This is a genomic window from Dyella sp. (assembly GCF_036384435.1).
Classification (GTDB): Bacteria; Pseudomonadota; Gammaproteobacteria; order Xanthomonadales; family Rhodanobacteraceae; genus GSA-30.
Genome location: NZ_DASVMI010000192.1, coordinates 19,953 through 28,396, shown reverse-complemented (window position 1 = coordinate 28,396; position 8,444 = coordinate 19,953). Strand labels below are relative to the sequence as shown.

Below are 8,444 nucleotides of genomic sequence, written 5' to 3'. Positions count from 1 at the left end.
GCGGTCGTCCCGACCCGTTCAGCGGACATGCCGCCCGCCACACGGGTATCGACATCGCCGCGCCCACCGGTACGCCGGTCACCGCCGTGGCCGAAGGCATGGTTACCTATGCCGGCGTCCGCAATGGCTACGGCAACGTGGTCGAGATCGACCATGGCAACGGTTACATGACCCGCTACGCCCACAACAGCCAGCTGGAAGTACACCCGGGTCAACGAGTGCACATCGGCGACGTCATCGCCAAGGCGGGCTCGACCGGCCGCTCGACCGGATCGCACGTGCATTTCGAGGTCTGGTACAACGGCCACGTGGTCAATCCGCTGGCGTATGTGAAGAGTCACCGGTGAGGGAACAGCCTGCCGTCAGGCGGCCTGTTAAGCCGGTGACTGCGCCACCTGTAAAGGGTTAACGGGAAAAGCAGGCATCCCAGGTGTTACGGCTTTTGGCCATTTCCCGTTTACAGCGAGCGGTTTGACAGGCCGCTCGGCAGCCGGCCTCACCTTAAGTCAATTTCTGTCAACTTGAATTTCCCTTCGCTCGCGCCCATCCCCAAGGCGGGCGGTTGGGCTAACCTGCCAACCCCTGTATCATCAATCCTTTCGTCCCGACCGGCATCTGGCGGCCGGGCGCCCCTGTATCCAGATCCGGAAGATCGATGTTCAATCGTGCACTGACGAGCCTTTTCGGTAGCCGCAACGAGCGCGTGCTGCGCCAGCTGTCCAAGTCCGTGGCGCGTATCAACGCGCTTGAGCCCGAGTTCGAGAAGCTCAGCGACGACGCGCTTCGCGGCAAGACCGAGGAGTTCAAGCAGCGGATCGCCGGCGGCGAGTCGCTGGATAAGGTCCTGCCCGAGGCTTTCGCCGTGGTGCGCGAAGGCGCCAAGCGCGTGCTCGGCATGCGCCATTACGACGTGCAGATGATTGGCGGCATGGTGCTGCATTCCGGGCGTATTGCCGAAATGCGTACCGGTGAGGGCAAGACCCTGGTCGGCACCCTGCCGGTGTACCTCAACGCCCTGGAGGGCAAGGGCGTGCACGTGGTCACGGTCAACGACTACCTGGCCCGCCGTGACTCGGCGCAAATGGGCAAGCTCTACAACTTCCTGGGCCTGACTGTCGGTGTGGTCTGGCCGGGCATGGAACATAGCGACAAGCACGCCGCGTATGGCGCCGACATCACCTACGGCACCAACAATGAGTTCGGGTTCGATTACCTGCGCGACAACATGGCCCTGTCCAAGGACCAGCGCTACCAGCGCGGCCTGCACTATGCCATCGTCGACGAAGTGGACTCGATCCTGATCGACGAAGCCCGCACGCCGCTGATCATCTCCGGGCCGGCCGAGGATTCGCCGCAGCTCTACATCGCGGTCAATCGCATCGTTCCGCAGATGATTCGCCAGGAAAAGGAAGACGGCACCGGCGACTTCTGGGTCGACGAGAAGCAGAAGCAGGTGCCCCTGTCCGAAGAGGGCATGTCGCACGCCGAAGAACTGCTGCGCCAGGTCGGCGCGATCGAGCAGGACAGCGGCCTGTACGACACCAAGAACCTGGCCGTCGTGCATCACCTCAATGCCGCCCTGCGCGCCAATGCCATCTATCAGCGCGATGTGGACTACATCGTGCGCGATAACGAAGTGGTGATCGTCGACGAATTTACTGGTCGTACGCTGCCGGGCCGTCGTTGGTCCGATGGCCTGCACCAGGCGGTGGAAGCGAAGGAAGGCGTGCCGATTCAGCGCGAGAACCAGACCCTGGCTACGGTGACGTTCCAGAATCTGTTCCGCATGTACAAGAAGCTGGCCGGCATGACGGGTACGGCCGATACCGAAGCCTATGAGTTCCAGCAGATCTATGGCCTGGAAGTGGTGGTGATTCCCACCCACAAGCCGATGATCCGCAAGGACAACCCGGACATGGTGTTTCTGGGCCAGGAAGCCAAGTACCGCGCGGTGATCGAGGACATCAAGGACTGCAACAAGCGCGGCCAGCCCGTGCTGGTCGGCACTACCTCGATCGAGGTGTCCGAGTTGCTGTCCAACCTGCTGCGCAAGGATAAGATTCCTCACGAAGTGCTCAACGCCAAGCAGCATGAACGCGAGGCACACATCGTCGCGCAGGCCGGTGCTCCCGGGTCGGTCACCATCGCCACCAACATGGCCGGTCGCGGTACCGACATCGTGCTCGGTGGCAGCCTGGAAGCGGCGATGCACACGCTGCCCGAAGATGCCACCGAGCTCGATCGCAAGCGCGTGAAGGCCGAATGGCAGAAGCGCCACGATCAGGTGCTCGAATCGGGTGGCTTGCACATCATCGGCACCGAGCGCCACGAATCGCGTCGTATCGACAACCAGCTGCGCGGTCGTTCCGGTCGTCAGGGCGATCCGGGTTCGTCGCGTTTCTACTTGTCGTTGCAGGACAACCTGCTGCGCATCTTCGCCGGCGACTGGGTTGGTCGCTGGATGCGCATGTTCGGCATGAAGGAAGATGACGCGCTCGAAGATCGCATGATCAGCCGCCAGATCGAAAAGGCGCAGCGCAAGGTTGAACAGCACAACTTCGACATCCGCAAGCACCTGCTGGAATTCGACGACGTTGCCAACGACCAGCGCAAGGTCATCTATGCGCAGCGCGATGAACTGCTGGAAGTCGACGACGTCGCCCAGACCATCGCCGATATCCGCGACGACGTGGTCACCGATCTGGTGCGGCGCTACGTGCCCATGCATAGCATTGACGAGCAGTGGGACATCGAGGGCCTGGATCGCGAGCTGGACAGCGACTTCGGCGTGAAGGCCGATGTGCACCACTGGCTTGAGTCGCAAAAGGAAGCCGACGACAACGCGGTGCTCGAATACGTGCGCAACGCGGTAGAGCAGTTGTTCAAGGACAAGGAAGCCCAGATTGGCGCCGAGACCACGCGCCAGCTCGAAAAGCACATCATGCTCAGCGTGGTGGACAACGCCTGGAAGGAGCATCTGGCGAGCATGGACTACCTGCGCCAGGGCATCTATCTGCGTGGTTATGCGCAGAAGCAACCCAAGCAGGAGTTCAAGCGCGAGTCCTACGAGCTGTTCTCCAGCATGCTCGATCGCATCAAGAGCGAAGTCGTGCAGATGCTGGCGCGCGTGCGCATCCGCAGCGAGGAAGAAGTCGCCGCGATGGAGGCCGAGCAACAGCGCCTGGCCGAGCGTTTGCAGCAGCAGATGCAGGCCACCGGCGGCGGCGCTCCGCCGCAGAGCGTGCTGAACGCCCCGGAGATCCCCATGCCGGTGATCGAACAGGAAGTGCTGCAGCGCGACGGCCCCAAGGTCGGCCGTAACGATCCGTGCCCATGCGGCTCAGGCAAGAAGTTCAAGCACTGCCACGGGCAGTTGAGCTGAGGTTTCGCGCGATTGCTATGGCCCAAGAAAAAGCCGGGCTGGTCCCGGCTTTTTCTTGGGCCGATGTTTGGGGATTGGAGACGGGAGGAGGGGCGGTGAGGCGCAAGATCAACCGGGTGGGGTAAGCCCGTGAGCTTGCGGTCAAGGCGATTGAAATGGCCTGCCTGTACGGGCACAGGAGGTCGGTCTGCGACGTGGTACGAGCTCTTGTCGCTAAGAGAACGCTGGCCTCAGCGGAACGGTTTTCGCGCCCCCGTAGCCCTTCTCCCGCAACTCATCTCCCCCGCTTCACTCAATCGGCCCCGGGAATCTTCTTCCGGTGCGGTTCGGCATTGACCGTGATGTACTCCGGCTCCTCGTCGCGCTCCAACCGGATGGCGGTGAGTTTGCCGCCCCAGACACAGCCGGTGTCGATGGCATAGATGCCCAGGCCAGCGAAGCGGCCGAGCGCGGACCAGTGGCCGCAGACGATGCGGGTTTCACGGCGACGCATGCCGGGGACTTCGAACCATGGGTACATGCCCGGCTTTTGCGTGCCCGGCGTGCCCTTGCTTTCAAAGTCGATGCGGCCCTGCACGTCGCAGTAGCGCATGCGCGTGAACGTGTTGATCGAGGCGCGCATGCGGTCGATGCCTTGCAACCGGCTGGTCCACGCGGCGGGCCGGTTGCCGAACAGGTTCTTCAGGACACGCGGATGGCGCGGGCTCGACAACTCGCGTTCGATGTCCTGTGCCTGTCGCAAGGCCTGGCGCAATGTCCAACTGGGTGCGAGCCCGGCGTGCACCATGGTCCAGCCCAGCGATTCGTCGTGATGCATCAGCTTCTGGCTGCGCATCCATTCGAAGAGGATCGGCGCGTCTTCGGCGAATAGCACTTCGCGCAGTTCGGGATTGACCTTCGACTGGGCATCCTGGCGACGTTGCCCGATCGCCAGCAGACTCAGGTCGTGATTGCCCAGGGTGACGGTGACGTGCTCACGCAGGCTGTGGATCAGCCGCAAGGTGTCGAGCGACTGCCCCCCGCGATTGACCAGGTCGCCGCAGAACCATAGTTTGTCCTGGGCTGGGTCGAAGCGCAGTTTCTCCAGCAGTCGTTGCAGTTCGGGATAGCAGCCCTGCACGTCGCCGATTGCGTAGGTGGCCATCGGCGTCAGTGCAGCGTGCGTGGAATGGAGAGCGTAAATGCCGGAATCGGCGCTTCGAACCGTGTGCCATCATCGGCCAGCATTTCATAGCTTCCTTGCATGGTGCCGACCGCCGTCTCGATGACGGCGCCAGAGGTGTATTCGTAATCGTCGCCAGGGCGCATCCAGGGCTGTTCGCCCACGACGCCATCGCCTCGCACTTCTTCGATCTTTCCATTGGCATCCGTGATGACCCAATGACGGGTCAACAAACGCGCCGGTATCTCGCCGCTGTTGCGCAAGGTGATGGTATAGGCAAATACGTAGCGGTCTTCGGCAGGCTTCGATTGGTCGGGGACGAAGCGGGAAGCCACCTGCACGTCGATCGTGTAGGGAGATTTCTCGGTCATGCCGCGATTGTAAGCGGTGCTGCCATCCATAGCGCAACCTCGCGCATGCCGGAAGAAAATTTCGTGAGTGTTGCCTGAGGCTGCCCTGCACGGCGCTGTGTCGCAATCCCTTCCCAGGCCCGGCGGTCATGCCGCTTCCTGGCCGATGCAGGCCGCAGGACCTGCCCGAAAGCTGCCGTAGGGACGGGCGTGTGCAGTTCTGGCGGCTTTCTCAGGTCGTCTCGATCAATGCCAGGCGCACGAAGTCAGCCGGAGCCAGGTCTTCCGCCCGTGCCTTGGGATCGACGTCGGCGGCCAGGATGGCCTGGGTATCCATGACCTGCTTGAGCGCATTGCCCAGGGTCTTGCGGCGCTGGGCGAAGGCGGCTTTCACCACGGCGTGCAATCGATCGGGCGAGGCCTTGGGTAACTGCTCGGTCGGCAGAGGACGCATGCGTACTACGGCCGAGTCTACCTTCGGGGGCGGCCGGAAAGCCCCTGGCGGCACGGTGAACAAGGGTTCGACCTGGCATACCAGTTGCAGCATCACGGATAGACGTCCATACACTTTGCTGCCCGGCTCCGCGGCCATGCGGTCGACCACTTCCTTTTGCAGCATGAAGTGCATGTCCGCGATCGCGGCGGCGTGTTCCACGCAATGGAACAGGATCGGGCTGGAGATGTAGTAGGGCAGGTTGCCCGCAACCCGCCATTTCTCCACGCCACGTTCGCGCGCCAGCGCGGTGAAATCTACCTTGAGCACGTCGGCGTGGATGATCTGCAAGGATCCCACCGCCGCGGCGCGAGCGGTGAGGTCGGGAATCAGGTCGGTATCCAGTTCGATCGCCGTCATCTTGCCGGCGGCCGCCAGCAAGGGCAGGGTCAAGGCACCCTCACCGGGCCCGATCTCGATGACCTGGTCCTCGGGCCTCGGCGAAATGGCGCTGACGATACGCTCGATGTAGCGCTTTTCGTGCAGGAAGTGCTGGCCGAAGCTTTTCTTGGGACGAGCGGACATGGGCGTTAGGCGTCAGGAGGGGGGACTATTAAACCAGATGTGTCGAGCGGGGCCGCCCGCAGGGGAGGGGCGGCAGTTACGCTGCCTGAAAAGAGCAAAGAGAAAGAGCGTTCAGCGTGCTGCTCCTTCTTCTTTACTCTTCACGGCGCCGCAGGCACCGCTTCACGGCCCGCGCAGCGGGCGGCTCACCAGTTCCATCGCCATCTTCGCCGCCGCGATCAGGCTCGACGCATCGGCGCGGCCGGTGCCGGCCAGGTCCAGTGCGGTACCGTGGTCGACCGAGGTGCGGATGAACGGCAGGCCCAGCGTCAGGTTCACGGTGCGGTCGAATGCTTCGCTCTTGAGCACAGGCAGTGCCTGGTCGTGATACATGGCAACAACCGCATCATAGCGCTTGCGCATTGCCGGGACGAAGGCAGTGTCGGCGGGCAGCGGGCCGAGCAGGTCCATGCCCTCGCCACGCAAGGCATCGAGCGCGGGGATGATGGTCTGCAATTCCTCATGGCCCAGGTGGCCGTTCTCGCCGGCATGAGGGTTGAGGCCAAGTACCGCGATGCGCGGCATGGCGATGCCGAACTTGTTTTTCAGCTCGCCATGCACGATGCGCAAGGTCTTGTGCATCACCTCGGGGGTGATGGCCGCTGGCACACGCGACAGCGGCAGGTGAGTGGTCGCCAGCGCAACGCGCAGCTCGGGACTGGCCAGCATCATCACGACATCGGCGCCGGCCCGTTCAGCGAAGAACTCGGTGTGCCCGCTGAAGGCGATTCCGGCATCGTTGATCGAGCCTTTCTGCAACGGGGCGGTTACGATGGCTTCGTAGCGACCGGCCAGGCAGCCATCGGCGGCTTCGGCCAGGGTGGCGAGCACGTGCCGGGCGTTGTCGGGGCTAGGGTGCCCCGGGCGCTCGGATACTCCGAGGGCGACATGCCGGATGCGCAGGGTGCCGGGCTGGCGTTCGTATACGGGCGCGCCATCATCGTCGATCAGGGTGACGGTGCTGCCGCAGCGTTCGGCGGCGCGTTCGAGCAGGTGGCGATCGGTTACCGCAACGAAACTGGCCGCCAACGATGTGGCGGCCAGTCGGGTCAGCAGTTCCGGTCCAACCCCCGCCGGCTCGCCAGCGGTGACCGCAAGCCGGGGCAGGGGGCGGGCTTGTCCTGGCATCAGGACTTGCCGTTACCCGAGCCCTCGGTGGCGTTCGGGTCGCGCAGCTCCGGCGCCAGGATGTTCACGTAGGCAGTCGAGCGCATCTCTCGCAGGTAGTCGTCATAAGCCTGTTCGGCCTTGCGGTTGCCGATGGCCTGGCGGGCCTGGTCGCGCTCGATATCGTCGGTGCGGTCGCTCTGGCGGGTGCCCAGCAACTGCAACACATGCCAGCCGGCCTCCGTCTGGAACGGCTGCGAGACCTGGTTGTCCTTGAGCGTGGTCAGCTGCTGGGCCACGGCGCCGCCCCAGGCCTGCTGCGGGAACCAACCCATGTCACCGCCGGCATTGGCGGTGGTGTCGTCCTTGGAGTTGTCCTTGGCCAGCTTGGCGAAATCCTCGTGCTTGTTGACGATCTGGTTGTAGAGATCCTCGGCCTTCTGGCGAGCCTGCTCGGGCGTCATCAGTTCGCTGGGTTTGATCAGGATCTGGCGCGCGTGATATTCGGTGATCACCTGGCGCTGCGGGGCGCGCTGGTCGATCAGCTTGAGGATATGGAAGCCGGTGGGGCCGCGCAGGGCCGCCGTGGTGTCGCCGGGCTTGAGCGAGGCGACCGCGTCGGCGAAGGCCGGCGGGACTTCGTCCATGCGGCGCCAGCCCAGGTCACCACCGTCCAGGGCATCCTGAGCGTCGGAGAAGCGGATCGCGGCAGCCTTGAAATCCATGCCACCCTTGATAGCGTCGATGGCCTGCTGGGCCTTCTTCTGCGCTGCCTGGATGTCGGTGTCGTTGCCGCCCGAAGGCACGCTGATCTGGATGTGGGCCAGATGGATTTCGCCGGCCTTGTAGGTGGGGCTGGCCAGCAGGTTGTTGATCTCGCTGTCGCTGATGTTGACCGAGTCGCGAACCACGCTTTCATGCAGGCGCTGGGCCAGCAACTGGTCACCGAGCTGCTTACGGAAAGCGGCAAAGCTGGAGCCATCCTGCTCGACCGCGGCGCGTAATTGCTCCGGGGACATCTTGTTCTGCTGCGCCACGGCGGCGACGGCCTGGTCGACGTCGGCATCGGACACATGGATGCCCTGGTCGTCGGCGCGCTGCACCTGCAACTTCATCAGGATCAGGCGCTCGAGCACCTGGCGTGCCAGCACGTTCTGCGGCGGCAACTGGCCCGGGTCATTGGCGTACTGCTGCTGTACCGAGCGCATGGCGTCGTTCAGCTCGCTTTGCAGGATGATGTTGTCGTCCACGACCGCGACGATGCGGTCCAGCGGCTGGTTACCCTGGCCGGCGCCAGCTGCCTGGGGCAGGAGCTGCGCATGGGCGGGCAAAATGGTGGCCGCGGCGGCGGCCGCGAACAGGAACAACGCGAAAGGCTGCTTCATC

7 protein-coding genes are annotated in these 8,444 nt (G+C 63.7%); 2 read left to right on the top strand and 5 right to left on the bottom strand.

Features of this window, described 5'->3' with window-relative positions; translation table 11 throughout:
* Together VF436_RS20640 and secA are read left to right on the top strand one after the other, a co-directional pair.
* Positions 1-347, top strand: a 347-nt coding sequence (locus VF436_RS20640; protein WP_330905936.1) for a M23 family metallopeptidase, incomplete at its 5' end; no start/stop codon positions are given.
* Between the two features lie 308 nt (positions 348-655).
* A complete protein-coding gene (secA, locus tag VF436_RS20635; protein WP_330905935.1) occupies positions 656-3,382 on the top strand; it encodes a preprotein translocase subunit SecA in 2,727 nt (908 codons plus the stop codon).
* A gap of 292 nt (positions 3,383-3,674) precedes the next feature.
* Here secA and VF436_RS20630 read toward each other — a convergent pair whose 3' ends face one another.
* The 5 genes from VF436_RS20630 to VF436_RS20610 all read right to left on the bottom strand — a co-directional run bounded on the left by VF436_RS20630 (position 3,675) and on the right by VF436_RS20610 (position 8,443).
* Entirely contained in the window at positions 3,675-4,526 is an 852-nt protein-coding gene (locus VF436_RS20630) for a symmetrical bis(5'-nucleosyl)-tetraphosphatase (RefSeq protein ID WP_330905934.1), read from the bottom strand.
* Positions 4,527-4,531: 5 nt separating this feature from the next.
* Positions 4,532-4,915, bottom strand: coding sequence for a Co2+/Mg2+ efflux protein ApaG (apaG, locus tag VF436_RS20625; RefSeq protein WP_330905939.1), 384 nt, complete (start codon positions 4,913-4,915; stop codon positions 4,532-4,534).
* Between the two features lie 211 nt (positions 4,916-5,126).
* Positions 5,127-5,912 (bottom strand): 16S rRNA (adenine(1518)-N(6)/adenine(1519)-N(6))-dimethyltransferase RsmA, encoded by a 786-nt coding sequence (gene rsmA / locus VF436_RS20620; RefSeq protein ID WP_330905933.1) that lies wholly within the window; start codon positions 5,910-5,912, stop codon positions 5,127-5,129.
* 162 nt (positions 5,913-6,074) lie between these two features.
* The gene (pdxA, locus tag VF436_RS20615) at positions 6,075-7,079 is read right to left on the bottom strand and encodes a 4-hydroxythreonine-4-phosphate dehydrogenase PdxA (RefSeq protein WP_330905932.1); all 1,005 of its coding nucleotides are present in this window, start codon (positions 7,077-7,079) and stop codon (positions 6,075-6,077) included.
* The gene (locus VF436_RS20610; protein ID WP_330905931.1) at positions 7,079-8,443 is read right to left on the bottom strand and encodes a peptidylprolyl isomerase; all 1,365 of its coding nucleotides are present in this window, start codon (positions 8,441-8,443) and stop codon (positions 7,079-7,081) included. Before VF436_RS20610 ends, pdxA begins: the two co-directional genes overlap by 1 nt.
* Between the last annotated feature and the right edge of the window lies 1 nt (position 8,444).